This is a genomic window from Bradyrhizobium guangzhouense, assembly GCF_004114955.1.
GTDB lineage: Bacteria > Pseudomonadota > Alphaproteobacteria > Rhizobiales > Xanthobacteraceae > Bradyrhizobium > Bradyrhizobium guangzhouense.
Window position 1 is genome coordinate 3,469,863 of record NZ_CP030053.1, and the last position, 24,862, is coordinate 3,494,724.

Genomic DNA, 24,862 nt, shown 5'->3' on the forward strand with positions numbered 1-24,862 from the left:
TGGGACCTCGGACGTCGCCCGGGAGTGGATGGCCACTCCCGGGCGAATTCATTTGGTGCTGTCTCAGTGATCCGCAGTTGGGATGGAGCCCACGCTCTGTCCCGGCGATAATCTCGCTCTAGCTGGCCTCGCGGCGGCGGGCTTCGTCGCCGTTGCGCTGGGCGAGGCGGCTGCGGTGGAGGGCGAACAGCTCCACCACTTTGTCGGCTGGCCTTGCCGCGCTGAACAGGTAGCCCTGCATCTCGGTGCAGCCGAGCGTGCGCAGCAGGCGCTGCTGCTCCTCGGTCTCGACGCCTTCGGCCGTGGTTGCCATCCGGCGGGCACTGGCGAGATTGACCACCGCCTGCACGATGCTGGCGGAGCCGTCGGGCCCCGCGATGTCGTTGACGAAGCAGCGATCGATCTTGATCTTGTCGAACGGAAAGCGGTGCAGATAGCTCAGCGAGGAGTAGCCGGTGCCGAAATCGTCGAGCGCGATGCGGACGCCGATGGCGCGGAGCTGGTGCAGGATCGCAAGCGCGGTGTCGTCGTCGCGAATCAGCACGGCCTCGGTGATCTCGAGTTCGAGCCGGCTCGCCGGCAGATTGGACGCGGCCAGCGCCGCCATGATCTTCAGCGCCAGCGTGCCGCTCTTGAACTGCACCGGCGAGACGTTGACCGCGAGGCGGATGTCGTCGGGCCAGGCGGCCGCGTCGCGGCAGGCGGTCGACAGCACCCATTCGCCGATCTCGTTGATCAGTCCGGTATCCTCCGCGATCGGGATGAATTCTGCCGGGGAGACCATGCCGCGCTCGGGGTGGCGCCAGCGCACCAGCGCTTCGCAACCGGTAATGCGGTCGTCCTTCAGGCTGAGGCAGGGTTGATAATAGACCTCGAGGCCGCCTTCGCGCCCGCCTTGGGCGATGGCGTGGCGCAGGTCGATCTCGAGCTGGCGCCGCTCGCGGACCTTGGCGTCCATCTCAGGCTCGAAGAAGCGATAGGTGCGGCGCCCGGCAGATTTGGCGGCATACATCGCCATGTCGGCGTTCTTCAGGATCTGGTCGAGCGCGTTGCCGTGTCCCGGCGCCAGCGCAATGCCGATGCTGGCGTCGGTGGTGAGGTGATGGCCCATGCAATCGAACGGCGTGCGGATCGCGGCGAAGACCCGCGCAACGAGCTCGCTGACCTGGTCCTGCGAGGTCACTGCGCTCTGCACGATCGCGAACTCGTCGCCGCCGAGCCGAGCGACGAAATCGGCCGGGCCGGCGCAGCGGCGCAGGCTCTCCGCCACCGACTTCAGCAGCTCGTCGCCGACGAGATGGCCGAGCGCGTCGTTGACGCCCTTGAACTCGTCGATGTCGATGTAATGGACCGCGAGCTCTTCGCCGTGGCCGATGCTGGCCAGCTCCTCACGCAGATGTTCGTGGAACTTGGCGCGGTTGGGCAGGTCGGTCAGCGCGTCGTAGTGGGCGAGGTGGGTGATGCGCTCCTCGGTGCGCCGCCGATCGGTGATGTCCTCATGGGTCGCGACCCAGCCGCCATCGGCGAGCGGCTCGTTGACGATCTGGATCGATCGGCCATCGCTGGTGTCGACCACCATGGAGTTGCGCACGTGGATGTCGCGCAGCACGCGCGCGGTATACTGGTTGACGTCACCCGTGAACGAGCCCGTCTCCTTGCGGTGAGCGATGATGTCGCGGAAACTGTAGCCGGGTTTGACGACGTCGGGCGACAAACCGTACATCTCGATGTAGCGCTGATTGCAGATCACGAGCTGCTGCTCGGCGTCGAACAGCAGCAGACCCTGCGTCATGTTGTTGACGGCGCGATCGAGCCGCTGCTTCTCCAGTGTCAACCGCTCCCGGGACAGGCGGTGCTGCTCCAGGAGCTTGCGCACGATCGCGGTCAGCACGCCCGCGATCGCAAGCGCGGAGGCGCCGGCGACCGAAATCAGGATTCCGATCTGCTCGCGCCAGTCGGCGAGTGCCGCCGCGCGCGTTGTCGTCGCCATCATCAGGATCGGGAAATGGGGCAAGGCACGCGCCGAGGCCAGCCGGTCCTCGCCGTCGATCGGGCTCACGATCCGTCCGGCGAAGTGGTCGAGTGCGAAGATCCTCTGCTGCTCGAACGACCCGTTCCTGAAATTGCGTCCCATCATGTCGCTGGAGGAGGGATAGCGGGCAAGCAGCGTACCGTCCCGATGCAGCATCGAGATCGTCGCGCCTTCGCCGAGCATGACGGTCTCGAAGAATTTCTCGAAATTGGCCGGTTCGATGCCGCGTCCGACGATGCCCATGAACTCGCCGTGCGGCCCCATGATCCTGCGCACGATCAGGATGGTCCAGGCGCCGGAGATGCGGCTGTGAACCGGTTCGATCAGCACGTCGGGCGCCTGCGGATCGTATCTGAAGGAGCGGTAGTAGGCGCGATCGGCGACATTGACCTTCGGCGCCGGCCATGCCGTCGAGGAATTGATCACGTTGCCGTCGGCATCGATGATGTTGACGCCGCCCATGTAGGGAAGCGCGTCGATCTTGGAGCGCAGCATGCGGTGCACGTCCTCGCCGGAAAGGCGCTTGCGGAAGTCCGCTGCGGTCGTAATTCCGTTCACGCGCACGTGGTCGACGAAATCCTTCTGGATGACCGCGAAATCCTGCAATTGCTGATCGAAATGATGCGCGAGCAGCAGCACGGTGTTTTCCAGCTCGCGGCTGGAGTTGCGCAGCGCGCGCTCGCGGAAATTCTGCGCCATCAGCACCGCGCCGACGGCGATCGCCGCGATCAGCAATGTTCCGCCCACCACGAGCCAGCGGATCGGTCCGCTGCGCACGAAGGCCTGGTCGAAGAGGCGGCTGCCGTATCTTGTCATCATGTCGTTCGTCGCCGTCCACACGTCAGGGTGAGTTCTTGATCCCCGTGACATCCGTCGGTTTACGGGATCGATGTGGAGGCGACGTTAGGAAGCGCGGTTAACGCGGCTTAAACCGAAACGCACAAATGCGATCGATACGTGGAGCGCGCGGTGTGCAGGTTTTGCCGGCAGGATGGCGATGCCGGTCAGTTCTTGCCGAACGCGGCGCAATCAACCGACGCTTAACCATCTAACCTGCTGACGATCCTCGATGCCACACTGGCACGCGAATTGCGAGCCCGGTCCGCAACGACGCAGAGAGGACACGATCATGAAAAAGACTTTGAAGAACTTTTGGATCGACGAATCCGGTGCGACCGCGATCGAATATGGCCTGATCGCCGCCGGTATCGCGCTGGCCATCATCACCGTCGTCAACGGCCTGGGCAGCAAGCTCAACGCCAAGTTCGGATCGATCAGCGCGTCGCTGAAATAGCGACGGGATTCAGGCGCGGTAATGCCCCGACTTGCCGCCCAGCTTCTCGATGAGACGGATGCCCTCGATGCATACGCCGCGTTCGACCGCCTTGATCATGTCGTAGATGGTGAGGCAGGCGACCGTAACCGCCGTCAGGGCTTCCATTTCGACGCCGGTCGGGCCGGTCACCTTGACGCTGGCACGGACGACGCAGCCCGGCAGCTTCGCGTCGGGCTCGATGTCGATCGTGACCTTCGACAGCGCAAGCGGATGACAGAGCGGGATCAGCTCCGAGGTTCGTTTCGCCGCCATGATTCCGGCGATGCGCGCGGTGCCGAGCACATCGCCCTTCTTGGCATTGCCTGACAGGATCAGGTCGAGTGTCGCCTTCTCCATGACGACACGGCCTTCGGCAATTGCGAGCCGCTCGGTCGCGGCCTTGTCCGAGACGTCGACCATTCGCGCCTCGCCGGATGCGCCGATATGGGTGAGGGCAGGGCTCACCTGCTTTGAAGGCTTCGTCTTGGTCGGCTTGCGCGCCAGGATCTTTCGCGCCGGAATCTTGGGCGCCATGTCAGCGCGTGCCCGTGGCGCGGGCCTTGGTCTCGCGCGCCAGCAGTGTGCGCGTAGCCGCCGTGACGTCGGCCTGCCGCATCAGGCTCTCGCCGACCAGGAAGGTCGACATGCCGACACGCTCCAGCCGCGCGAGGTCGCCAGGGGTGAAGATGCCGCTCTCGCCGACCATCAGCCGCCCATCGGGGATCAGGGGCGCCAGCATCTCGCTGGTCGCCAGCGTGGTCTCGAAGGTGCGCAGGTTGCGGTTATTGACCCCGATCATCGGCGAGCGCAGCTTCAGTGCGCGATCGAGCTCGGCGCGGTCGTGGATCTCAATCAGCACGTCCATGCCGTAGGCGATCGCGGCGTCCTCGAGATCCTTGGCCGTCGCGTCGTCGAGCGCGGCCATGATGATGAGGATGCAGTCGGCGCCATGCGCACGTGCCTCGACGACCTGATAGGTGTCGAACAGAAAATCCTTGCGCAGCACCGGCAGCGAGATCGCCGCGCGTGCCGCCACCATGAAGCCGAGATGGCCCTGGAACGAAGGCGCATCGGTCAGCACCGACAGGCAGGCCGCACCGCCCGCCTCATAGGCCTTGGCGAGCAGCGGCGGATCGAAATCGGCGCGGATCAGCCCCTTGGAGGGCGAGGCCTTCTTCACCTCGGCAATCAGCGCGTAATCGCCATCGGCGTGCTTGGCCTTGATGGCGCGCAAGAAGCCGCGCGGCGCGCCTTGCGCCTTGGCCTGCGCCTCGATCGCCGAGAGCGGCTGCGCGCGTTTGGCCGCCGCGATCTCCTCGCGCTTGTAGGCCTCGATCTTGGTCAGGATATCGGACATGACAGGCTCAGCTGTTTGAGACCGCGATCAGATGTTTCAGTCGCGCGCTCGCAGCGCCGCTGTCGAGCGATTTTGCGCCGATCGCGACGCCCTCCCTCAGGTCCTTGGCGCGGCCGGCGACGACCAGCGCCGCAGCGGCGTTGATCAGCGCGACGTCGCGATAAGGGCTCGGCTTGCCCTCGAGCACGCTTTGCAGCGCCATCGCATTGGCGTCGGCATCACCGCCCTTGAGTGCGCCGGGCTCGCAGCGCGGCAGGCCGACGTCCTCGGGCGTCACCTCGAAATTGCGGATCTCGCCGTTGTGGAGCGCCGAGACGAAGGTCGGACCGGTGAGGGTGATCTCGTCGAGGCCATCGGACCCGTGCACCACCCAGGCGGATTCGGACCCGAGATTCTTCAGCACCTGCGCCAGCGGCTGCACCCATTGCCTGGAGAACACGCCGACCATCTGCCGTTTCACCCCGGCCGGGTTGGACAGGGGACCGAGCAGATTGAAGATCGTGCGGGTGGCAAGCTCGACCCGGGTCGGGCCGACGTTCTTCATCGCCGGATGATGGGCCGGTGCGAACATGAAGCCGATGCCGCATTCGCGCACGCAGCGGCCGACCTGCTCGGGCTTGAGGTCGATCTTCACGCCGAGCGAGGCCAGCACGTCGGCGGCGCCCGAGCGCGACGAGAGCGCGCGGTTGCCGTGCTTGGCGACGGGCAGGCCGGTGCCGGCGACGATGAACGAGGCGCAGGTCGAGACATTGACCGAGCCGGAGCCGTCGCCGCCGGTGCCGACGATGTCGACGGCGTCCGCGGGCGCATCGACCGTGAGCATCTTCGAGCGCATCGCGGTGACCGCGCCGGTGATCTCCTCCACGGTCTCGCCGCGCACGCGTAGCGCCATCAAGAGGCCGCCCATCTGCGAGGGGGTGGCCTCGCCGGACATGACGGCGTCGAAGGCGGATGCGGCTTCCTCACGCGACAGGCTGGCGCCCGTCGCCACTTTTCCAATGATCGATTTCAGGTCGTCCATCGCGTGCTTTCAACTCACTGGTTCGCGCCGGTCACTTGCGCGAAGGCGGCCTGATTAATGGTGGTCCCGATGTCGGTTTCAAGCTTGTTGACGTAGGAGGCGACGTGCTCGTCGGTCAGCGACTTGCCGACGCTCTCCTTCAGCTTCTTGAAGGCGTCGGAGGTGGTGTCGACCGCGGGATCGACGATGTCGGTGACGCGGAAGACAATGACTTCCGTGCCGCCGGTCACGGGCGCCTGCCCGACGCCGTCCTTGGCGGTGCGGAAGGCGGCTGCAACGATGTTGGCGGGCACGCCGGCCGGGGAGTCGTCGCGCTTGAAGCTGGTGGCGGTCTCGACCTTGGCGCTGATCGCGGCGGCCTCGTCAGCGAGCTTGCCGCCCTGTTCGAGCTTCTGCACCATGTCGGTCGCCTTCGCCTTCAGCTTGGTGGCGATCTGGTCCTGGCGCCAGCGGGCCTCGACCTGGTCGTGGACCTCGTCGAGATTGCGGTCGCGGGACGGCGTGATGGCGAGCACGTCGTACCAGACATAGCCGCCCTTGAAAGAGATCGGGTCGTTGTCGACACCGACATCGCTGTTGAAGGCCTGCGACACCACATCGAGGCCCTGCGGAATGTTGGCGACGGTCTGCCCGTTCGGCGCGCGGCCGGAACGGTCGACGGCGTCGATGGTCACGGCAGTGATCCCGAGCTTCTGTGCGGCATCGGCGACGCTGGTGCCGGCACCACGTTCGTCCTCCATTTTGTCACGGAGCTCGCCGACCTTGGTGCGCGCGCGCTCGGCCGCGATCTGGCGCTTCACGTCGGCGGCAAACTTGGCGTAGTCGGCCTCGGCGCCGGGCTCGATCTTGTCGACCTTGACGATCGAGACGCCAATCGGGCCCTGGATCGGCTGGCTGATTTCACCAACGGGAAGGGCGAAAGCGGCATTGCCGACCGCGGGTTCGAGCGAGGATTTCGCCACCAGCCCGAGATCGACGTCGGAGGCCGTCAGGCCGCGCTCTTTGCCGAGATCTTCAAAAGACATCCCGCCGACCAGACGTTCGCGCGCGGCCTGCGCCTCTGTGACGTTCGGAAACACGATCTGCTTGATCTGGCGCTTCTCCGGGGTGGAGAGCTGGCTCTTGCGCTGGTCGAACAGCTTCTTCGCATCGTCATCGGAAACGTCGCTCCACTTGGCGATGTCTTCCGGCGAGATCACCGCGAAGACGATCTTGCGGAACTCGGGTGCGCGGAACTGGACCTTGTGATCCTCGAAATAGGCGGCGAGTGCCTCGGGCGAGGGGGGATCGATGGTGCCCGCCTGCGCCGTGTTGAGCCGGACGAACTCGATCGAGCGCTGTTCGTTCTGGAAGCGCGTCGCCGCGTCGAGCATGGTCTTTGGCGGTTCGAGGCCGGCGCCGATCGTGCCGGTGATCTGCCGGCGCAGCGCCACCTTGCGCTGTTCGGCCACGTAACGCTGCTCGGTGTAGCCGAAATTACGGATCAGCCCCTGGAAGCGGTTGGCATCGAACTTGCCGTCAACGCCCTTGAAGTTCGGGTCGTTCATGATGAGCTGGCGGATCTGCTCATCGGACTGGCCGAGCCCGAGCTGGCGCGCGTTCTCGTCGAGGGCCGCTTCCGCAATCGTCTGCTGGAGCACCTGGCGGTCAAGGCCGAACGCGCGCGCCTGGTCGGGCGTCAGAGGCCGGCCGAACTGGCGGCCGATCTGCTGCAGGCGGTCGGTGTAGATCTGGCGGAACTCATTCAGCGAAATCTCGGTGTGGCCGACCTTGGCCAGGGTGGACTGCCCAAAGCCCCGGAAGATGTCGGCGATGCCCCAAATGCCGAAGCTGATGATCAACACGCCCATCACGACGGCCATGATGGTCTTGCCGACCCAGTTTGATGAGGCCTTGCGCATTCCTCGAAGCATTTGGTCCAACTTGTCTTGATAAGGAGGGGAACGGGAGCGCGTCTTAATGCAGATTCCGCAAAAGCGCGTCACCAAATTGATATGCCATCATAAAGTGGCGGCTTTCCCCCCGCAACCTCAGGTCCGGCCACTCCGCGAAGCTGAGCTTAACGGGCTCTGGTCTCTGGAACTGCCGCGATAGCTCTGCTAGCGCATGGGCAAACCTCATTCTGCTGGACATTGATATGACCGAAGCCAACCGCCCTTTGATCGCCGGCAACTGGAAAATGAACGGCCTGAAAGCCCAGGCCGCCGAATTCGACGCCATGCTCAATGGCGCTGCAGAGGTATCAGGCAAGGCCGATCTGCTGGTCTGCCCGCCGGCGACCCTGATCGCGGCCTTTGCCGAGAAGGCGCGCGGCAAGACCGTCGCCGTCGGGGCCCAGGACTGCCATCCCAAGGCCTCGGGCGCCCATACCGGCGATATTGCGGCCGAAATGCTGGCTGACGCGGGCGCGAGCGCCATCATCGTCGGCCACTCCGAGCGTCGCGCCGACCATGGCGAGGGCGATGCCCTTGTCAGGCAGAAGGCGGAAGCCGCCTGGCGAGCGGGTTTGGTCGCGATCGTCTGCATTGGCGAGACGCAAGCCCAGCGCGACGCCGGCCGGACCCTGGATATCGTCCGCGGCCAGCTCGACGGCTCGCTGGCTGATGGCTCCACGGCCGCCAATCTGGTCGTGGCCTACGAGCCGGTCTGGGCGATTGGCACGGGCCTCACCCCCACGGCCAAGGATGTGGAGCAAATTCATGGCTTTATCCGGGAATTCCTGACCTCCAGGTTTAGGGACGAGGGGGCGAAGATGCGGATCCTTTACGGCGGCTCGGTCAAGCCGTCGAACGCAGCCGAGCTGATGGCGGTGAAAAACGTCAATGGCGCGCTGGTCGGCGGCGCCAGCCTGAAAGCGGCCGATTTCCTTGCGATTGCGCAAGGCTGTCCTAATTAGGGGCTACCCCTGGCTGGCCCAAAGCTTTGATCCGGGGGCGATCGGGGGTGGCAATGCCCCTTCCGATCGTGTAACACCGCGCAACTTCAGGAAAACCCGCGAAGCGCGATCGGCCGCCGTCAGGCGCCGCCCGCTTGTGACGGAAGGATAGCATGCAGACCGTTGTCATCGTCATCCACCTCATGATCGTCGCCGTCATGATCGGCGCCGTGCTGCTCCAGAAGTCGGAAGGCGGCGGCCTCGGCATGGGCGGCGGCGCAGGCTTCATGTCGAGCCGCGGCACTGCGAATCTCTTGTCGCGAACCACAGCGGTCCTCGCGGCGGGCTTCTTCCTCACCAGCCTGTTCCTGTCCTGGTATGCCGGTTACAACCGCGCGCCGACCTCGATCATCGGCCAGCCCGCGTCGCAGACCCAGCCGGGCGGCGCCAACCCGATCACCGCGCCGACGTCGGGCGGTATTCTGGACACGCTGAAGAAGGCGGACGAGCAGCAGCAGCAGGCTCCGGCGGCACCGAGCGGCCCGCAGGTGCCTCGCTCGCAATAAAGCAGGGGGGCCATGCAGGACGATGGCTACCGTCCTGCATCAAAGATCCCCATCAAGGCTCTGTTATCACTCTTCGTTTTGGTTCACCCACAGGCCCGCAGATTCTTTGGGGCTGAATACGAATCGCTTTGGCGAATCGGATTCGAGGGATTAGAGGTTAGGTCCCATGGCGCGGTACATATTCATCACCGGCGGCGTGGTTTCTTCGCTCGGCAAGGGTCTGGCTTCAGCGGCACTCGGTGCCCTGCTGCAGGCCCGGGGCTACAAGGTCCGCCTCCGCAAGCTCGATCCCTATCTCAACCTCGATCCCGGAACGATGTCGCCGTATCAGCACGGCGAAGTGTTCGTGACCGATGACGGCGCGGAGACCGATCTCGATCTCGGTCATTACGAGCGCTTCACCGGACGGCCTGCGACCAAGGCCGACAACATCACGACGGGACGCATCTACCAGGACATCATCTCGAAGGAGCGCCGCGGCGATTATCTCGGCGCGACCATTCAGGTGGTGCCGCACGTCACGAACGCCATCAAGGAGTTCGTGCTGTCAGGCAACGACGATTACGACTTCGTGCTGGTCGAGATCGGCGGCACCGTCGGCGACATCGAGGGACTGCCGTTCTTCGAGGCGATCCGCCAGCTCAAGAACGAGCTGCCGCGCGATCACGCCGTCTACATCCATCTGACGCTGCTGCCCTACATCCCGAGCGCCGGCGAACTGAAGACCAAGCCGACGCAGCATTCGGTGAAGGAGCTGCGCTCGATCGGCATTCAGCCGGACATCCTGCTGTGCCGTACCGATCGCGAGATCCCGAAGGAGGAGCGGCGCAAGCTCGGCCTGTTCTGCAACGTGCGCGAAAGCGCCGTGATCGAGGCGCGCGACGTCGACAACATCTACGCGGTGCCCGAGGCCTATCACAATGCCGGCCTCGACGACGAAGTGCTCGCTGCCTTCGGCATCGGCTCGCGGATTCCGCCGGTGCTGCAGAGCTGGCAGAAGATCAACGAGCGCGTCCGCAACCCCGAGGGTAACGTCACCATCGCCATCGTCGGCAAGTACACCGGCATGAAGGATGCGTACAAGTCGCTGATCGAGGCGCTCTCGCATGGCGGCATCGCCAACAAGGTGAAGGTCAATCTCGACTGGATCGAGAGCGAGATCTTCGAGAAGGAAGATCCGGCGCCGTTCCTCGAGCACGTCAACGGCATCCTGGTGCCCGGCGGCTTCGGCCAGCGCGGCGCCGAAGGCAAGATCAAGGCGGCGCAGTTCGCGCGCGAGCGCGACGTGCCGTATTTCGGTATCTGCTTCGGCATGCAGATGGCCGTGATCGAGGCTGCACGAAACCTCGTCGGCATCGAGGATGCCAACTCCACCGAGTTCGGTCCGACCAGGGAGCCGCTGGTCGGCCTGATGACGGAATGGCTGCGCGGCAACGAGCTCGAGAAGCGCTCGAAGGCGGGCGATCTCGGCGGCACGATGCGCCTGGGCGCCTATCCCGCCGCGCTGAGCCGCGGCAGCCGCGTCTCGCAGGTCTATGGCGGCGCGACCGAGATTTCCGAACGCCACCGCCATCGCTACGAGGTCAACACCGCCTACAAGGATCGCCTCGAGCAGCACGGCCTGAAATTCTCCGGCCTCTCGCCCGATGGCGTGCTGCCCGAGATCGTCGAGTATGAGGACCACCCCTGGTTCATCGGCGTCCAGTTCCACCCCGAGCTCAAGTCCCGGCCGTTCGAGCCGCACCCGCTGTTCGCCTCGTTCATCGAGGCGGCGGCGAAGCAGAGCCGGCTGGTTTAACCCGCTCAGACGTTTCCGATGATCCTGGCTTGCGCGGTCGGCTAAGCGGCCGCGATGTCCATCCTGCGACAGAAGCAGGATGCCTTGATCGGCACTTCCGCCCGCGCCTGGGCGAGATCGAGCCGCTGCTTGATCAACGGCGTCTCGGCCTTGTCGCCACGTCGCACCAGGCATTCATGCAATCCGTGAAGTGACCACAGATTGTCAGGATGCTGACAGGCCCGGCTGAGCTTTCCATCGAGGCCGAGATCGGAACGGTACACAGTCTCGGCTTCCTCGATCCGCCCCTGCTCCAGAAGAAGTGCGCCGAGCGCGTGGCGCGGTGGCTGCATCCATCCCCAGGGCTCGTCATAAGGCAATGCGTCGCTGAGTTCGACCGATCTGCGCAGCTCGGCAAACGCGATGTCGTAGTTGCCTTTCCTGTATTCCAATTCGCCGTTCAGCATGGCTTCGGCCACACCGAGTAGGTTCACGACCTTGTTGTTGTGGATGAGCCGGCTCTCCGGCACGCGGGTCTTCGCCGCCGCGAACAGCCACTTTTCAGCCTCGGCTTCGGCGACATTGCCAAGTGCTGAATGAGCGACCGCTTTGGCATAGTGGATCATGGCGGTCACCGAGCAGTAGAGCTCACGATCCTCGGGCAGCTTTTGCGCGATGATCTCGCTCCATTTGCCGAAGCGCACGAGAACGTGCTGCTTCATCGTCAGGTAGCCCTCGATGAAATCCGCCATCGGCGGCGATTCAATCCGCAGCACCGGTTCGGGGACCGTGGCGATCAGTTCCTCGGCGGTTGCTATGGCGGGAGCATATTGGCCCAGGAACATCGCGCCGTAGATGGCGAAGTGGAAATTATGGATGACATAAATCAGGTAGACACCTGGATCGTCTGAGTAAGCGAGGAACTTTCGATCCGTCGCCAGCGCCTTCTGATTGTAGAGCAGGACGTCGTTGTACTGCCCGCACAGCACATCGAGATGTGTCGGCATGTGGATCAGATGTCCGCTGTCGGGCATGATTGCGCGCAGCCGGTCGCCGGCTCGCATTGCTCGTTGCGGGAACGGCGACATCTCCATGAGATGGACGTAGAGATGCAGCAGTCCCGGGTGATCCCATGCCGCCGGCATCCTGTCGAAGGCCTGTTCGAGAACGGCCCTGCATTCCTCGGTGCCGGCTCCCGCTGTCGGTTTTCCAGAGGCGAGGTCCCACATCAGCCACGGCGTCTCGTTCATGATCGCCTCGGCAAGGATGGCTCTAGCATCGAGATCGTCTGAATATGTCGCGAAGACCTTGCGCATCTCATGCGTGAAAGCCTTGTCCCACGGCGCCATGTCCTCGATCGCCTCGCGTTGGGGATAGCGCGCAGACAACGCACGGATCAGCGCGCGCTCGACCGGGCTTGCCTTGTCCGCATGCGCGAGAGCGTCTTGCGTCGCGTCGTAAGATGCCGCGAGCGCCAGCTGACGGCCGTGCGCGTCATAGCGAATCCAAGGCAGGTTGTAGTTCGGGCCCGCGGCGTAGCCGATGCCCCAGTGCGCCATCGCACAGTTTTCGTCATACACGAGCGCTTTGCGGAAACACTTGATCGCTTCACCGTGGTTGAACCCGAACACCCAGTTGAGCCCTCGATCGAACCAGAGTTGGGCATCAGCCGATGAGGTCGTGATTTTGCGGCTGTAAGGACCGAGATCAAAATAGGTCATCGTTCTGCCTCCTTGATCGCTTCGGCCGGCGCCGCCGTTGTCCCCGAACATCAGCAGCGGCTGACGCGCAAGATCAAGGCGCGACCCTATCAAGAACGGCGGCCGAACGCTATTGAGCCAACGCTTACCTTGACCTCTCCATCGCGCGTCTACCGCGCACGTCCTCTCCAGCCATGCGGGAAACGCTGCGGGGGGTGGCCGGGCGGGGCTCAAGACAGCCTCACGGCCGATCGCTATAACCGCTGGACCTGTTCAGGGAGGAGACGAGAATGATCTACGAAATGCGCCAGTATCGCTGCGTGCCGGGTCGCCTGCCGGCGCTGCTGAAGCGCTTTGACACGATCACGCTGAAAATCTGGGAAAAGCATGGCATCCGCCAGGCCGGGTTCTTCACCACGCTGATCGGTGTGTCCAACCAGGAGCTGACTTATTTCCTGGCCTGGGAGTCGCTCGCAGAACGCGAGAAGAAATGGGGTGCGTTTGCGGCCGATCCGGAATGGCTGGAAGCGCGTGCCAAGACGGAGGCCGACGGCCAGATCGTCGACAACATTGTCAGCCAGATTCTGGCTCCGACGGCGTTCTCGTCGGTCAAATAGCGGTCGTTCCGGACAGAGGGCTGTGGCGCAACCCTGATATTCGAAGGCCAGATATTCAAAGGTCATGGCCGAATGGGGTTGATCCCACCCATTCGGCCGCTATGGTCGCGCCGAAACAGGGATTTTGTGTCTTGAGCACCAGTCAATCTGCAGCACCGGTCGTCACCGTCGGGTCGGTCCAATTCGGCAATGATCTGCCGATCTCGATCATTGCCGGGCCGTGCCAGCTCGAAAGCCGTGAGCATGCGCTGGAGGTCGCCTCCGCGCTCAAGGAGATCGCTACGCGGCTCGAGATCGGGCTCGTCTACAAGACCTCCTTCGACAAGGCGAACCGTACCAGCGCCTCGGCCGCGCGCGGCCTTGGCCTCGCGCAATCGCTGCCGATCTTCGCCGAGATCCGGTCCACGCTCGGCCTGCCCGTGCTGACCGATGTGCACGATGCCGCGCAATGCGCCGAGGTGGCGCAAGCCGTCGACGTCTTGCAGATCCCGGCCTTCCTGTGCCGGCAGACCGATCTGCTGCTGGCCGCAGCCGCAACCGGCAAGGTCGTCAACGTCAAGAAGGGCCAGTTCCTCGCGCCCTGGGACATGGCGAACGTCGTCGCCAAGATCACCAGCGCAGGTAATCCCAACGTGCTCGTCACCGAGCGCGGCGCGTCCTTCGGCTACAACACGCTGGTGTCTGACATGCGTTCGCTGCCGATCATGGCGCGCACGACCGGTGCGCCGGTGATCTTCGACGCCACGCATTCGGTGCAGCAGCCGGGCGGGAAGGGCGCTTCCTCGGGCGGTGAGCGCGAGTTCGTGCCGGTGCTGGCGCGCGCGGCCGTCGCGGTCGGTGTCGCCGGGGTGTTCATCGAGACGCATCCCGATCCGGACAGCGCGCCCTCGGACGGGCCCAACATGGTGCCGCTGCGCGAGTTCGAAGGGCTCATCGCCAGGCTGATGGCGTTTGATGCGATCGCCAAGGATCACGCGCACTGATGCACGAGCCCGTGGCAAGGCCGTCGTCCGATCAGAAGTTCCCGCCGGCGATCAACATCATCGCGCTCGCCAGCTTCTCCGCCGCGTTGTCGACCCGCGCGCTCGATCCGGTGCTGCCGCATATCGCGGAAGAATTTTCGATCAGCATCACGACGGCGGCGAGCATTGCGGCCGGCTATGCGCTGATCTACGCGCTGATCCAGCCGATCGTCGGTGCGGCCGCCGATCTGTTCGGCAAGGCACGGCTGATGACGTTGTGCCTGGCGATGCTGGGTGCCGCCTGCATTCTCGGCGCGCTCTCGACCTCATTCTCGGGCCTGTTCGCGAGCCGCATGCTCGCCGGCATCGCCTCGGGCGGCGTTTTCCCGGTTGCGCTCGGCCTCACCGCCGACCTCGTCGCGCCGGCAAAGCGGCAGGTGGCGATCGGCCGCACGCTGGCGGGCTCGATGACGGGCAACCTGCTCGGGGCGACCGCCTCGGGCATCATCGGCGATCTCGTCGGCTGGCGCGGCGTGCTGGTGATCATCGGAGCGCTCGGGCTGATCGCGGCCGTCGCGGTCGCGGCGGGCTTTCGCGGCGCTGCCCTGACGGCGCCGCCGAAGAGCGATCTGAAGACCTTGCGGCAGGGCTATCGCACCATCCTTGCCAATCCGAACGCGCGCTATTGCTATTCCGCGGTGTTCGTCGAAGGCTGCTGCGTGTTCGGGCTGTTTCCCTTCATCGCCGCGCTGCTGTTCGATCTCGGCGAGACCTCGCTCTCGATCGCGGGCATCGTCATTGCGGGCTTTGCGGTCGGCGGGCTGTTCTACACGTTCACGGTCTCGCGCTTCCTGCCCTGGCTCGGCGTCACGGGCATGATGATCGCAGGCGCGAGCCTCGTCGCGCTCCAGCTCGCTGCGCTTTCCGTTGGCCCCGGCTGGAAGGCCCAGTTCGCCATCATGCTGCTGATGGGTTGGGGCTTCTACATGATCCATGGCTGCCTGCAGGTGTTCGCCAGCGAGCTGTCGGTCGAGGCGCGGGCGACAGCGATGTCGCTGCATTCGTTCTTTTTCTTCATGGGCCAGACCGTGGGGCCGCTGGCCTACGCGGTCGGGCTGGCGCATGCCGGCAAGGCGCCGACCCTGGCCGCGAGCGCCGTGCTCATGGTGCTGCTGGGCCTTGCCTGCGCCGCGCTGCTGAGGCCGCGGGCACCGACCGACGCGCGGGCCTGAGGACGGTATGTCGCGACCTATCTCCGTATTTTCCCGGAAGCGGACGGAGGCTCAATCCTTTCAATCTTAAACCAAATCTCACCCTTCGCTCCATAGACTGCCGCCCAAACCGCCACCCGGCGGCAACATCTGTTGGATCAGTCGATGCAAAAGCAGCGTTCGGTCGCCCGCATTCTCGGGGCGGTGGTTGGGTCACTCGGTCTCATCCTCGTCGTCATCTGTGCCTACGCCCTGAAGCTCGCGGTGACACGCTATGCCGACAGCAACCGCATCGTCTCGCTGACGATTGCGAGCCGCGATCTGACCAACACGCTGGTGATCTTCCGCCTCGAGCGCGGCGATACGCTGAGCTATCTGTCATCGGGCGCTCCCGCACCCGACAGCGTCATGAGCAGCCTCGCCGAGCAGCGGGCCACCGTGCAGAAGAATTACGCGCAGGCCCTGCAGAGCCTCGCCGCCGCCGATGCGCCTGGCCTTGCCGAGAAGCTCGACAAGCTCCGCGGCATCTGGACCCAGCTCGAGGAGCTGCGGCCGCGCGCGATCGCCGCACTGAAGCAGGAGAAGGGCGCACGCGACGCCAGCCTGACGCCGGCCTGGGCCCAGACCAGCGACGCCTTCATGGATGCGATCGGCGACGTCACCGCCCATGTCGACAATGCGATGGCGCTGATCGATCCCGTGGTCGATCGCCTCTTGGTCGCCAAGCAGGCCTCCTGGCAGGCCCGCGCCAATGCCGGCCAGACCATCCTCGTCCAGTTCTCCTCGATCCTGGCCAACAAGACCTGGACCGCGGCCGACGGCGTCGCCTTCGCCGATCTGCGCGGCCGCATCCAGCAGTCCTGGCTGGTGGTGCGCGACCTCGGCCCTAGCGTGGCGTCGCCCGAGCTGTTGCAGGCGATACGGGCCGCCGAGCCTGAAATCTCCGGCGCGCTCAGCGACGAGCGCAATGCTGTTGCGACCAGGCTGCTCGCCGGTGAGCCCGCCGGCGTCGTCGGCATCGACTTCCGCGACCGCCAGCTCGTCGGCGCCAACAACGTCGTCATCGTGACGCAGACCGCGCTCGCCAACATGATCGCCCGGGCCGAGGAGGGCGCCTCGCGCGCCCGCTTCAGCCTGATCCTGTTCGGCCTCCTGATGCCGGCTTCGCTGGCGCTGATGATCGGCGGGCTGCTGCTGATGCGCAACCGCGTCACCCGGCCGCTGACGGCGATCACCGGCGTGATGACGCGTTTTGCCGATCATGATTTTGCCAGCGACGTCCCGGGCCTCGATCGCAACGACGAGATCGGCCGCATGGCGTCGGCCTTGCAGGTGTTCAAGGACGCCATGATCAAGGCCGAGCGCCTCTCGGGCGATCAGGCGGCCGAACGCGCCGAGAAGGAGAAGCGTGCAAGCGAGCTTTCGGGGCTCGTTCGGCAGTTCGAAAGCCGGATCGGCCAGATGGTGCAGACGCTGTCGAGCGCCTCGGGCGAATTGGAGACCACGGCGCGCTCGATGTCGAGCACGGCGGCGGAAGCGCAGGCCCAGGCCGGTTCGGCCTCGACGCTCGCCGACCAGGTCGGCGGCGGCGTGCAGACGGTTGCGGCCGCGGCCGAGGAGCTCAATGCCTCGATCCGCGAGATCAACCGCCAGGTCGAGCAGGCGAGCCGTGCCACCGAGCATGCGGTCGTGACCGTCAGGGAGACCGACAGCACGATGCGTGCGCTCGCCGGCGGCGCGGACCGCATCGGCGAGGTCATCGGCCTCATCACCTCGATTGCGGGCCAGACCAATCTCCTGGCCCTCAACGCGACCATCGAAGCCGCGCGTGCCGGCGAATCCGGACGCGGCTTTGCGGTCGTGGCGAGCGAGGTGAAGAACCTGGCATCGCAGACGGCGAAGGCAACCGAAGAGATCAGTGCGCAGATCACGGAGATCCAGGGCGCGACGCAGAAGGCGGTCTCCGCCATCGACGGCATCGTCAAGACCATCGAGGAAGTCTCGAGCATCAACCGCGTCATCGCCGCTGCGATCGAGGAGCAGAACAAGGCCACCGCCGAGATCGCCAACACCGTGCAGCACACGGCGGAAGCGACCTCGACCGTGACCCGCAACATCGCAACGGTGTCGTCGGCCGCCAACGAGACCGGTCGCGCTGCCAGCGGTGTTCTGAAGGCGGCCGCTGATTTGTCCAGCCAGTCGACCTCACTCACGGGCGAGGTGGACAGCTTCATCACCAGGGTGCGTGAAGTGGCGTAGGCCGACATCGAGCTTAAGACAAAAGCGAATAGACGGGGCGCAAAGATCGGATCATAGTCGCGCAGCATCATTTGCGATGGGCATGCGGGGGCACGCAACAAGGAGCCACCGAATGTACGTCAATCTTCTCTTGAGCACCGATGGTTCGGACGTCGCAAGAAGAGGCGTCGAGCATGGAATTGCCCTGGCAAAAGCCTTGAAGGCCAAAGCGACTGTTGTCACCGTGACCGAACCGCTGCCGATCGACTATGGCGGCGGACACGACTCGGGATGGATTCCTTCGCAGGACGAGATTGACGGTTTTGACGCGGCCTGCAGGGAGCGCGCCGGCAAAGTGCTCGATCAAGCGCGAGCCATGGCAGAGCGGAGCGGGATGTCGGTCGAACTTCTGCACGTCCCGAATTCGCACCCGGCCACGGCGATCGTCGAAACGGCGAAGTCCAGAGGCTGCGACTTGATCGTCATGGCCTCTCACGGGCGTCGGGGCCTCAGGAAGCTGTTTTTGGGAAGTCAGACATCCGAGGTACTCGTGAACGGAAGCGTGCCCGTATTGGTCGTGCCGTAGCCGCTCCGACGTGGCTACTGCGCGCCTGAAGGCATCGTTACGGATCTTGTCCGACTAGCCGCGGCCGCGATACGGCGCGACGCCCTGTTCGGGCACCCACAGGCCCTTCGGCACGCGGCCGGTCTGCCAGAACACGTCGATCGGGATGCCGCCGCGCGGATACCAATAGCCGCCGATGCGCAGCCATTTCGGCTTGATCTCGGAGGCGATGCGCTTGCCGATCATCACGGTGCAGTCCTCGTGGAAGGCGCCGTGGTTGCGGAAGCTCGCGATGTAGAGTTTTAGCGATTTCGACTCCAGCAACCAGGGGCCGGGCGCGTAGTCGATCATCAGATGGGCGAAATCGGGTTGTCCCGTGACAGGGCAGAGCGAGGTGAATTCCGGCACGGTGAAACGGACCAGGTAATCGGTCCCTCCTTGCGGATTGGGCACGCGGTCGAGCTGAGCTTTCTCGGGCGTATCAGGCCATTCCACGGCGCGACCGAGTTGCAGATTGGGCGAGGTCTTCGATTTGCTGGGCTTTTTCGACATAAGGCCGCCTCCGGTGGGGCCCTCATAGCCAATCATCGGGCGGCCGTCACCCGGCCTTTTCCGCTTCGATGCATTGCGGTAGAAGCACCCGCGAACTGCCCCCTTTGTTCCCCGAAAAGAGGCCCTCATGACCGCCATCATCGACATCATCGGACGCGAAATCCTCGATAGCCGCGGCAATCCCACTGTCGAGGTCGACGTCGTGCTGGAGGATGGCGCGTTGGGGCGCGCCGCGGTGCCGTCGGGCGCCTCCACCGGCGCCCATGAGGCGGTCGAACTGCGGGACGGCGACAAGGCCCGCTATCTCGGCAAGGGCGTCACCAAGGCGGTCGGCGCCGTCAACGGCGAGATCTTCGAGGCCCTGAGCGGCCTCGATGTCGAGCAGCAGCCTCAGATCGACCAGATCATGATCGACCTCGACGGCACGCCGAACAAGAGCCGGCTGGGCGCCAACGCCATCCTCGGCGTGTCGCTCGCCTGCGCCAAGGCCGCCGCGAACTCGCTCGACATGCCGCTCTATCGCTATGTCGGCGGCACCTCGGCGCGCCTCTTGCCGGTGCCGATGATGAACATCATCAACGGCGGCGTGCATGCCGATAATCCGATCGACTTCCAGGAGTTTATGATCCTTCCCGTGGGCGCGTCTTCCTTCGCCGAAGGCCTGCGCTACGGCGCCGAAGTCTTCCACACCCTGAAGTCGGAACTGAAGAAGGCCGGCCACAACACCAATGTCGGCGATGAGGGCGGCTTCGCCCCGAACCTGCCGTCGGCGGATGCCGCGCTGGAGTTCGTCATGAACGCGATCGGCAAGGCCGGCTTCAAGGCAGGCGCAGACATCGTGCTCGGCCTCGACTGCGCCTCGACCGAGTTCTTCAAGGGCGGCAAGTACGTCTACGAAGGCGAGGGCAAGACCCGTTCGGTCTCCGAGCAGGCGAAGTATCTCGCCGATCTCGTCGGCCGTTATCCGATCGTCACCATCGAGGACGGCATGTCGGAAGACGACATGGACGGCTGGAAGGAGCTTACCGACCTCGTCGGCAAGAAGTGCCAGCTCGTCGGCGACGACCTGTTCGTCACGAACGTCAAGCGACTCGCCGAGGGCATCAAGGCCGGGCGCGCCAACTCGATCCTGATCAAGGTCAATCAGATCGGCACGCTGACCGAGACGCTCGCCGCTGTCGAGATGGCGCACAAGGCCGGCTACACCTCGGTGATGTCGCACCGCTCCGGCGAGACCGAGGATTCCACCATCGCCGACCTCGCGGTCGCCACCAATTGCGGTCAGATCAAGACCGGCTCCCTTGCGCGTTCCGATCGCACCGCCAAATACAACCAGCTCCTGCGCATCGAGCAGCAGCTTGGCAAGCAGGCGCTGTACGGCGGCAAGGCGGCACTGAAGGCGCTGGCATAAGCCAGCGCCTGGACACGGACAGGGGAGGATCGACATGAGCGACGGCAAGACCGGACTGCAACTGCGTTCGCTGATCAAGAAGAGCGGCGAGCTGGAAATCTCGCTTGTCGACGTGCCGACCCCCGAGCCCGCGGACGACGAGGTCGTCGTCCGCATCGAGGCGGCGCCGATCAATCCGTCCGACCTCGGCCTGCTCGTCGGCGCCGCCGACATGAGCACGGCCAAGGCGTCCGGCACGAAAGAAGCGCCCGTCATCACCGCGAAGGTGCCTGACGGTGCGATGCGCGCGATGGGCGCGCGGATCGACCAGTCGCTGCCTGTCGGCAACGAGGGCGCCGGGGTCGTCATCAAGACCGGCTCGTCGGACGCCGCCAAGGCGCTGATGGGCAAGACAGTCGCGATGATCGGCGGCGCCATGTACGCGCAGTACCGCACGCTGAAGGCGCGGGACTGCCAGCCGCTGCCCGAGGGCACGACCGCGGCGGAGGGCGCTTCCTGGTTCGTCAATCCGCTTACCGCGCTCGGCATGACCGAGACGATGCGGCGCGAGGGTCACAAGGCGCTGGTCCACACCGCGGCCGCCTCCAATCTTGGCCAGATGCTGAACAAGATCTGCATCAAGGACGGCATCGGGCTCGTCAACATCGTGCGCAGCAAGGAGCAGGCCGACATCCTGCACAAGATCGGCGCCAAATACGTGGTCGATTCCAGCGTGCCGAGTTTCCTCGACGATCTCACCAATGCACTGGTCGAGACCGGCGCCACCATCGCCTTCGACGCGATCGGCGGCGGCAAGCTTGCGGGCGACATTCTCAATTGCATGGAAATCGCCATCAACAAGAGCGCGAAGGAATACAGCCGCTACGGCTCCAGCGTGCACAAGCAGGTCTATGTCTACGGCGCGCTCGACATCCGCCCGATCGAGCTGCCGCGCGGCTTCGGCATGGCCTGGGGCGTCGGCGGCTGGCTGCTCACGCCGTTCCTGCAGAAGATCGGACCTGCCGATATCGGACGGCTGCGTCAGCGTGTCGTGAACGAATTGAAGACGACCTTCGCCAGCCACTACACCAAGGTGGTGTCGTTGCAGGAGACGCTCGATCCCGCCAACATCGCGGTGTACGCCAAACGCGCCACCGGCGAAAAATTCCTCATCAACCCAAATAAATAATCGTGATCGGCGGCCGCCGGTTCCCCAAAAGACGTCTTGCCTTCTGAGCCAAGCGGGAGATTATTCCCGCCGCGTTGAAAGCGGAAAAACCGCAACGCGCGCTCAGAAGGGGACATCTTCATGACTGATCTCAATCGACGTTCTCTGCTCGCGGGCACCGCCGCCATCGGCGCCGCTGCCGCGACTGGCTTCCGGCCGTCCACCGCCAATGCCGCAGTGCCGCAAGCCGGCGCTCAGGCGCCGGGCTTCTACCGCTACAAGGTCGGCAGCTTCGAGTGCACCTCGATCAATGACGGTGCGCGCAGCTTCCCGATGCCCGACAAGTTCGTCACGAACGTCCCGAAGGACGAGGCGCTCGCCGCTGCCGACGCCGCCTACATGCCGAAGGGCATGGTCACGGTCCCGTTCAATCCGCAGCTGATCAACACCGGCTCCAAGCTCGTGCTGATCGATACCGGCAACGGCGTCGCCAATCTGGAGCCCAGCAAGGGCGCGGTCGGCCGCACTCTGCAAAACCTGCAAGCCGCCGGCGTCGACCCCAAGAGCATCGATATCGTGCTGCTGTCGCATCTGCATCCCGACCACACCAACGGCCTCCGTCTGGCCGATGGCTCGCTCGCCTTCCCGAATGCCGAGATCATGGTGCCGGTGAAGGACTGGGAATTCTGGGAGAGCGATGAGAACGCGGCCAAAGCCCCGAACGAGATGACGAAGAACTACTTCGCCAACGTGAAGAAGACCTTTGCTGGCCTGGAGTCCAAGGTGACGAAGTACGAGTGGGGCAAGGAGGTCGCGCCGGGCATCACCTCGATCGCAACTCCTGGCCATACGCCCGGTCATACCTCCTTCGCTGTGGCTTCGGGCGACAAGAAGGTGCTGATCCAGTCCGACGTCACCAACATTCCGGAGTTCTTCCTGCGTAATCCGGACTGGCATGTGGTGTTCGACAACGATCCCGCGCTGGCGCAGGAGACCCGTCACAAGTTCTACGACATGGCGGCGGCGGAGAAGGCGACTGTGGTCGGCTTCCACTTCACCTTCCCCTCGGTTGGGCATGTCGAGAAGGACGGCGCGAAGTATCGCCTGATCCCGTCGGCGTGGAATCCCACGATCTGATCTCCATTTTGCGGATTTGCACGTAACATCGGGCCGCCGCTTGGCGGCCCGATTGTTTTGGGCGACTGTCTGCTTCCAGGAAACGTAGCGTTTCCAATTCAGGCCGGTCCATGCACTTGCATCCTTTGGTCCGGATCGCTTAAGTGCCGCCGGCACTTCCCCCTCGAGGTTTCAAAGACAAACCAAGGATAATCTGATGGCCTACAACATCGTCGTGATCGCCGGCAGCCTGCGCAAGGACAGCTTCTCGCTGAAGATCGCCAAAGCCCTCGCCAAGCTCGCACCTGGCTCTCTCAAGCTCGAGGTCGTCACGCTCGAGGGCATTTCGTTCTTCAACCAGGACCTCGAGGGCGCGCCGCCCGCCGATTGGCTGGCCTTCCGCGAGAAGCTGCAGAAGTCCGACGGTGTCATCTTCGTGACGCCGGAATACAACCGCGCCATCCCGGGCGTGCTGAAGAACGCCATCGACGTGGCCTCGCGTCCCTACGGCAAGAGCTCGTTCAACGGCAAGCCGGTCGGCATCATCTCCAACTCGCCGGGTCCGCTCGGTGGTGTCAGCGCCGCCAAGACGCTGCAGAACATCCTGCCCGGTATCGCCGGCCCGATCATGCAGCAGCCCGAGACCTATCTGAACGCCGTCGGCGACGCCTTTGATGCGGAAGGCAACCTGACCAAGGATTCGCTCAAGCCCGTGCTCCAGGCCTATGTCGACGCGTTTGCGGCGCACGTCGCCAAGCACCACGGGTAAGCCGCTCACCCCGTCATTCCGGGTTCGCGCTACGCGCGCCCCGGAATGACAACGACCGGGATGGAGCGTCAATACTCCCTTAACCAAGCTGGCCCATCTTGCCAAAATGGTCTCCCGCGCCCGCCTCAAATCGATCCTGACCGGTCTCGCCCTCTATGCGATGGCGGCCGCCATCGTCGGCTATTTCGGGGTCAACGCCTATACCGGCAAATACGGCCTCAATGCCCGCCAGGAGCTCGACCAGGAGATCATTGCGCTGACCAGCGAGCTCGCCCAGCTCAAGCGTGAGCGTACCCGCAACGAGCAGCGCGTGTCGTTGCTGCGCACCGAGAAAATCGACCCCGACATGCTGGACGAGCAGGCCCGGTTCCAGCTCGACTATGTCAATCCGCACGATCTAATTCGGATGATCCCGCAGAACTAGCGCTTTCCGCAGCATTCGAAATAAGCCGCGCGAGCCGCAACTATTACCAAGGTCGTAGATTGCCGCCCGGACCGCCGCCTTGACGTTGGCAGGGCGAGAGGGGCATGCCTTGTCCCGGCACGGTGCCAAAGGTTGACGGAGATCAATCGGGTTGCGCGGAGCGCCGCCTAGACTGCTTGTCGGAGGAAACGGTGATGGATGGGTCAATGCCCCGGCATCACGCGGCTCGTGTCGAAGCCGCCATTGCATCAGGCCAGGCGGCTCGGTCCGCGCTCGTGGCCTCGTGGCGCCGTTCCTCCCGCTTGCATCATCTCGATCCTTCCGGCCACAGCGCGCCGCGGCGGCTGAGCGATGTCGAGCTGCGGCAGGCGCGCGAGCGCATCGCGCCGCTGCTCGCCGCCGCGCAAGGCGCCATGGACCGGCTCTATCAGGCGGTCGGTGCGGCCGGCTGTTGCGTGCTGCTCGCCGATGGCGACGGTGTGCCGGTCGATCGCCGCGGCACACCGGCGGACGATGCGACATTTCAATCCTGGGGTCTGTGGACCGGCGCGCTCTGGAGCGAGGAGCATGAGGGCACCAATGGCATCGGCACCTGCGTCGTCGAGCAGCGGCCGCTGACGATCGATCGCGACCAGCATTTTTTCACCCGCAATACGCTGCTCAGCTGCACCGCCGTTCCGATCTACGATCACGAGGCGGCCTTTGCCGGCGTGCTCGATGTCTCCTCCTGCCGTGCCGACCGCACCGACGCGTTCTCCAGTCTGATCGCGCTGGCTGCGGCCGAGGCGGCGAGGCGCATCGAGGCCGACCTGTTTCGCCGCGCCTTTGCCCATGCCCGCATCGTGCTGACGCAAGGACCGGACGGCCAGTCGATCGGCCTTGTCGCCGTCGATGCGGACGATCTGGTAATCGGCGCGACCCGCACCGCCCGAGCAGGACTCGGGATCGCGCCGGGCAGGGCGCTGCAGCCGGTTCCCGCGGCTGATCTCCTCGGCGGCGAACCTGCAGATGATCACCTTGCCGGCGGTCAGCGCGCGGTGTTGCAACGGGCGCTGCTCCGCGCCGGCGGCAATGTGTCGGCCGCCGCCAAGGCCCTCGGCGTCAGCCGCGCCACGCTGCACCGGAAGCTGAAGCGGTTCGAGCTGAAGCACTGACTGTCGCAGTTCTGCGACAGGTCCATCCGGCCATCGCATCCCACCGGGCTGAC

At 64.8% G+C, this 24,862-nt stretch carries 22 protein-coding genes; 15 read left to right on the forward strand and 7 right to left on the reverse strand.

The genetic code is table 11. The annotated features are described in order from the left end of the window. Positions 1–118 precede the first annotated feature (118 nt). Complete coding sequence (locus tag XH91_RS16770) at positions 119–2,851, reverse strand: bifunctional diguanylate cyclase/phosphodiesterase (RefSeq protein WP_128951596.1); 2,733 nt, start codon at positions 2,849–2,851, stop codon at positions 119–121. Positions 2,852–3,161: 310 nt separating this feature from the next. Here XH91_RS16770 and XH91_RS16775 point away from each other — a divergent pair, with 310 nt between their 5' ends. Beyond that, positions 3,162–3,326 (forward strand): Flp family type IVb pilin, encoded by a 165-nt coding sequence (locus tag XH91_RS16775; protein WP_128951597.1) that lies wholly within the window; start codon positions 3,162–3,164, stop codon positions 3,324–3,326. Between the two features lie 9 nt (positions 3,327–3,335). On the opposite strand, the gene moaC is transcribed toward XH91_RS16775, so the two are convergent. The 4 genes from moaC to XH91_RS16795 are packed head-to-tail and all read right to left on the reverse strand — an operon-like array spanning position 3,336 to position 7,638. Then, a complete protein-coding gene (gene moaC, locus XH91_RS16780) occupies positions 3,336–3,851 on the reverse strand; it encodes a cyclic pyranopterin monophosphate synthase MoaC (protein ID WP_128954872.1) in 516 nt (171 codons plus the stop codon). Between the two features lie 31 nt (positions 3,852–3,882). Next, positions 3,883–4,704 (reverse strand): indole-3-glycerol phosphate synthase TrpC, encoded by an 822-nt coding sequence (gene trpC, locus XH91_RS16785; protein WP_128951598.1) that lies wholly within the window; start codon positions 4,702–4,704, stop codon positions 3,883–3,885. 7 nt (positions 4,705–4,711) lie between these two features. Then, positions 4,712–5,725: an anthranilate phosphoribosyltransferase gene (gene trpD, locus XH91_RS16790; RefSeq protein ID WP_128951599.1), complete on the reverse strand. Its 1,014-nt coding sequence runs from the start codon at positions 5,723–5,725 to the stop codon at positions 4,712–4,714. A gap of 14 nt (positions 5,726–5,739) precedes the next feature. Next, positions 5,740–7,638 carry a SurA N-terminal domain-containing protein gene (locus XH91_RS16795; protein ID WP_128951600.1) on the reverse strand — a complete coding sequence of 633 codons (1,899 nt, stop codon included), beginning with the start codon at positions 7,636–7,638 and terminating at the stop codon, positions 5,740–5,742. Between the two features lie 224 nt (positions 7,639–7,862). On the opposite strand from XH91_RS16795, the gene tpiA reads away from it, so the two are divergent. The 3 genes from tpiA to pyrG all read left to right on the forward strand — a co-directional run bounded on the left by tpiA (position 7,863) and on the right by pyrG (position 10,964). Further along, positions 7,863–8,621, forward strand: a complete 759-nt coding sequence (gene tpiA / locus XH91_RS16800; RefSeq protein ID WP_128951601.1) for a triose-phosphate isomerase — start codon at positions 7,863–7,865, stop codon at positions 8,619–8,621. 152 nt (positions 8,622–8,773) lie between these two features. Continuing rightward, positions 8,774–9,166 (forward strand): preprotein translocase subunit SecG, encoded by a 393-nt coding sequence (secG, locus tag XH91_RS16805; protein ID WP_128951602.1) that lies wholly within the window; start codon positions 8,774–8,776, stop codon positions 9,164–9,166. Between the two features lie 166 nt (positions 9,167–9,332). After that, entirely contained in the window at positions 9,333–10,964 is a 1,632-nt protein-coding gene (gene pyrG / locus XH91_RS16810; RefSeq protein ID WP_128951603.1) for a CTP synthase, read from the forward strand. 41 nt (positions 10,965–11,005) lie between these two features. Here the strand turns inward: pyrG and XH91_RS16815 are convergent, their stop codons facing one another. Beyond that, positions 11,006–12,664 carry a tetratricopeptide repeat protein gene (locus tag XH91_RS16815; protein WP_128951604.1) on the reverse strand — a complete coding sequence of 553 codons (1,659 nt, stop codon included), beginning with the start codon at positions 12,662–12,664 and terminating at the stop codon, positions 11,006–11,008. Positions 12,665–12,933: 269 nt separating this feature from the next. Between XH91_RS16815 and XH91_RS16820 the strand changes: the two genes are divergently transcribed. From XH91_RS16820 to XH91_RS16840, 5 genes are all read left to right on the forward strand, one after another. Further along, the gene (locus XH91_RS16820) at positions 12,934–13,260 is read left to right on the forward strand and encodes an NIPSNAP family protein (RefSeq protein ID WP_128951605.1); all 327 of its coding nucleotides are present in this window, start codon (positions 12,934–12,936) and stop codon (positions 13,258–13,260) included. A gap of 131 nt (positions 13,261–13,391) precedes the next feature. Continuing rightward, the gene (gene kdsA / locus XH91_RS16825; protein ID WP_128951606.1) at positions 13,392–14,243 is read left to right on the forward strand and encodes a 3-deoxy-8-phosphooctulonate synthase; all 852 of its coding nucleotides are present in this window, start codon (positions 13,392–13,394) and stop codon (positions 14,241–14,243) included. Next, a complete protein-coding gene (locus XH91_RS16830) occupies positions 14,243–15,454 on the forward strand; it encodes an MFS transporter (RefSeq protein ID WP_128951607.1) in 1,212 nt (403 codons plus the stop codon). Before kdsA ends, XH91_RS16830 begins: the two co-directional genes overlap by 1 nt. Positions 15,455–15,598: 144 nt before the next feature. Then, positions 15,599–17,692 carry a methyl-accepting chemotaxis protein gene (locus tag XH91_RS16835; RefSeq protein ID WP_128951608.1) on the forward strand — a complete coding sequence of 698 codons (2,094 nt, stop codon included), beginning with the start codon at positions 15,599–15,601 and terminating at the stop codon, positions 17,690–17,692. A gap of 112 nt (positions 17,693–17,804) precedes the next feature. Then, positions 17,805–18,257, forward strand: coding sequence for a universal stress protein (locus XH91_RS16840; RefSeq protein ID WP_128951609.1), 453 nt, complete (start codon positions 17,805–17,807; stop codon positions 18,255–18,257). Between the two features lie 54 nt (positions 18,258–18,311). On the opposite strand, the gene queF is transcribed toward XH91_RS16840, so the two are convergent. After that, positions 18,312–18,788: a preQ(1) synthase gene (gene queF, locus XH91_RS16845; protein WP_128951610.1), complete on the reverse strand. Its 477-nt coding sequence runs from the start codon at positions 18,786–18,788 to the stop codon at positions 18,312–18,314. A gap of 127 nt (positions 18,789–18,915) precedes the next feature. On the opposite strand from queF, the gene eno reads away from it, so the two are divergent. The 6 genes from eno (at position 18,916) to XH91_RS16875 (ending at position 24,809) form a co-directional block, all read left to right on the forward strand. Beyond that, positions 18,916–20,199: a phosphopyruvate hydratase gene (gene eno, locus XH91_RS16850; RefSeq protein ID WP_128951611.1), complete on the forward strand. Its 1,284-nt coding sequence runs from the start codon at positions 18,916–18,918 to the stop codon at positions 20,197–20,199. A 34-nt stretch (positions 20,200–20,233) separates the two neighbouring features. Then, positions 20,234–21,367 (forward strand): zinc-binding dehydrogenase, encoded by a 1,134-nt coding sequence (locus XH91_RS16855; protein ID WP_128951612.1) that lies wholly within the window; start codon positions 20,234–20,236, stop codon positions 21,365–21,367. A 120-nt stretch (positions 21,368–21,487) separates the two neighbouring features. After that, entirely contained in the window at positions 21,488–22,483 is a 996-nt protein-coding gene (locus tag XH91_RS16860) for an MBL fold metallo-hydrolase (protein WP_128951613.1), read from the forward strand. Positions 22,484–22,679: 196 nt separating this feature from the next. Further along, positions 22,680–23,231: an NADPH-dependent FMN reductase gene (locus tag XH91_RS16865; protein ID WP_128951614.1), complete on the forward strand. Its 552-nt coding sequence runs from the start codon at positions 22,680–22,682 to the stop codon at positions 23,229–23,231. A 106-nt stretch (positions 23,232–23,337) separates the two neighbouring features. Beyond that, complete coding sequence (locus XH91_RS16870) at positions 23,338–23,655, forward strand: FtsB family cell division protein (RefSeq protein ID WP_128951615.1); 318 nt, start codon at positions 23,338–23,340, stop codon at positions 23,653–23,655. A 194-nt stretch (positions 23,656–23,849) separates the two neighbouring features. Further along, a complete protein-coding gene (locus XH91_RS16875; RefSeq protein ID WP_164933863.1) occupies positions 23,850–24,809 on the forward strand; it encodes a helix-turn-helix domain-containing protein in 960 nt (319 codons plus the stop codon). Positions 24,810–24,862 lie beyond the last annotated feature (53 nt).

Coding starts and splice junctions, on each gene's coding strand:
- XH91_RS16770 (WP_128951596.1), bottom strand. CDS start 2,851: ATGATGACAAGATACGGCAGCCGCCTCTTCGACCAGGCCTTCGTGCGC.
- XH91_RS16775 (WP_128951597.1), top strand. CDS start 3,162: ATGAAAAAGACTTTGAAGAACTTTTGGATCGACGAATCCGGTGCGACC.
- trpC (WP_128951598.1), bottom strand. CDS start 4,704: ATGTCCGATATCCTGACCAAGATCGAGGCCTACAAGCGCGAGGAGATC.
- trpD (WP_128951599.1), bottom strand. CDS start 5,725: ATGGACGACCTGAAATCGATCATTGGAAAAGTGGCGACGGGCGCCAGC.
- XH91_RS16795 (WP_128951600.1), bottom strand. CDS start 7,638: ATGCTTCGAGGAATGCGCAAGGCCTCATCAAACTGGGTCGGCAAGACC.
- tpiA (WP_128951601.1), top strand. CDS start 7,863: ATGACCGAAGCCAACCGCCCTTTGATCGCCGGCAACTGGAAAATGAAC.
- secG (WP_128951602.1), top strand. CDS start 8,774: ATGCAGACCGTTGTCATCGTCATCCACCTCATGATCGTCGCCGTCATG.
- pyrG (WP_128951603.1), top strand. CDS start 9,333: ATGGCGCGGTACATATTCATCACCGGCGGCGTGGTTTCTTCGCTCGGC.
- XH91_RS16815 (WP_128951604.1), bottom strand. CDS start 12,664: ATGACCTATTTTGATCTCGGTCCTTACAGCCGCAAAATCACGACCTCA.
- XH91_RS16820 (WP_128951605.1), top strand. CDS start 12,934: ATGATCTACGAAATGCGCCAGTATCGCTGCGTGCCGGGTCGCCTGCCG.
- XH91_RS16830 (WP_128951607.1), top strand. CDS start 14,243: ATGCACGAGCCCGTGGCAAGGCCGTCGTCCGATCAGAAGTTCCCGCCG.
- XH91_RS16835 (WP_128951608.1), top strand. CDS start 15,599: ATGCAAAAGCAGCGTTCGGTCGCCCGCATTCTCGGGGCGGTGGTTGGG.
- XH91_RS16840 (WP_128951609.1), top strand. CDS start 17,805: ATGTACGTCAATCTTCTCTTGAGCACCGATGGTTCGGACGTCGCAAGA.
- queF (WP_128951610.1), bottom strand. CDS start 18,788: ATGTCGAAAAAGCCCAGCAAATCGAAGACCTCGCCCAATCTGCAACTC.
- eno (WP_128951611.1), top strand. CDS start 18,916: ATGACCGCCATCATCGACATCATCGGACGCGAAATCCTCGATAGCCGC.
- XH91_RS16855 (WP_128951612.1), top strand. CDS start 20,234: ATGAGCGACGGCAAGACCGGACTGCAACTGCGTTCGCTGATCAAGAAG.
- XH91_RS16860 (WP_128951613.1), top strand. CDS start 21,488: ATGACTGATCTCAATCGACGTTCTCTGCTCGCGGGCACCGCCGCCATC.
- XH91_RS16865 (WP_128951614.1), top strand. CDS start 22,680: ATGGCCTACAACATCGTCGTGATCGCCGGCAGCCTGCGCAAGGACAGC.
- XH91_RS16870 (WP_128951615.1), top strand. CDS start 23,338: ATGGTCTCCCGCGCCCGCCTCAAATCGATCCTGACCGGTCTCGCCCTC.
- XH91_RS16875 (WP_164933863.1), top strand. CDS start 23,850: ATGGATGGGTCAATGCCCCGGCATCACGCGGCTCGTGTCGAAGCCGCC.